The organism is Pedobacter sp. MC2016-24 (genome assembly GCF_015223055.1).
Taxonomy (GTDB): Bacteria; Bacteroidota; Bacteroidia; order Sphingobacteriales; family Sphingobacteriaceae; genus Pedobacter.
The window spans coordinates 1-1,009 of the sequence record NZ_JADFBX010000041.1 but is presented as its reverse complement, the minus strand read 5'-3'; the positions used below and the strand labels follow the sequence as shown (position 1 = coordinate 1,009).

Below are 1,009 nucleotides of genomic sequence, written 5' to 3'. Positions count from 1 at the left end.
ACACCTTTGCAAGTCCAAAGCCAACCGGCCGTTCCCGCGCAGGCCGTCTCTTCAGTAAGCAAACTGGCAAACACAACAGGTGGTGGCGCTGCTACTGCTGCTTATGCTGCAACAGGGAGATTGGTCGCCCCTACTACCAATCCTACAGACAGCACCAAAAATGCGGCAGAAAGAAGAAGAGTAGAAGTTTTAAAGAGCAATAAGACAGGCGATCCAAAAGCGATTGAGGTAAACCCGCTTTACAATCCTACTGGACATACTGGAGAAAACCCAATGCACAATTCAGCATCAAGAGCTATTCATGAATCAGGCGTATCGGTCAAATCAAACACAAAACCAAAAAATAAGTAGTCAACGTACATGGTTTTAGTTAAAAATCAGTAGTCAGATGGAATAATACAAAAGCAATTCTTTTCAGAACTGTTTTTGTATTGAAATCTTCAGGCAAGGCCCTGCCATAGATTCAAATATATCATTTGTATATTTAGTTCAAAACTCAATACAATGAATACGCACTCCTATCAAAATAGGGCAGTTATTGTCCATCCTGAAGCTCAAAAGAATCGGATTCTGTCCTGAGGATGACGAATCTTTCTGCGTTTCTGACTTTGAAATAGATCCGGAAATTTCGCAATACCTTTTAGTGGTAAATACGACAATTGATGAAGAGCTGAACTACATCACGATGGAGAGTTAGTTGATCATAGGCCCTTTCTGGTTACCTGTAACCGTCTATAGCAGTCCTGGGATTTTTACTTGAAGTACCCCATCCTTTGATATATTCAATGGTAATGTCCTTATCAGAAATTTCGGTTACCTTATCTGATGTATATTTTTCACGAAGTTTTAACAAAACATCTTCTGTTACATCTGTTGCCCCACCCTGTTTATCACTATTGATATTGATCATTTCTAAAGTGTATACAGGTCCCCAGGGCAATCCCCACCAGCCCATCAATAATGACAGCAAATTATATTTAAGCCTATATTTCGAGGGTTTTTGATCAGG

The 1,009-nt window shown here is 40.1% G+C and carries 2 protein-coding genes and 1 pseudogene; 2 read left to right on the top strand and 1 reads right to left on the bottom strand.

Annotated features, from left to right (window positions below):
• Window positions 1-351, top strand: a 351-nt coding sequence (locus tag IM797_RS28160; RefSeq protein ID WP_194130560.1) for a hypothetical protein, incomplete at its 5' end; no start/stop codon positions are given.
• Between the two features lie 187 nt (window positions 352-538).
• Window positions 539-697, top strand: coding sequence for a DUF2004 domain-containing protein (locus IM797_RS28155; protein ID WP_194130559.1), 159 nt, complete (start codon window positions 539-541; stop codon window positions 695-697).
• Between the two features lie 21 nt (window positions 698-718).
• On the opposite strand, the pseudogene IM797_RS28150 reads toward IM797_RS28155, so the two are convergent.
• Window positions 719-1,009: pseudogene (locus IM797_RS28150) on the bottom strand (hypothetical protein); the annotation flags it as partial.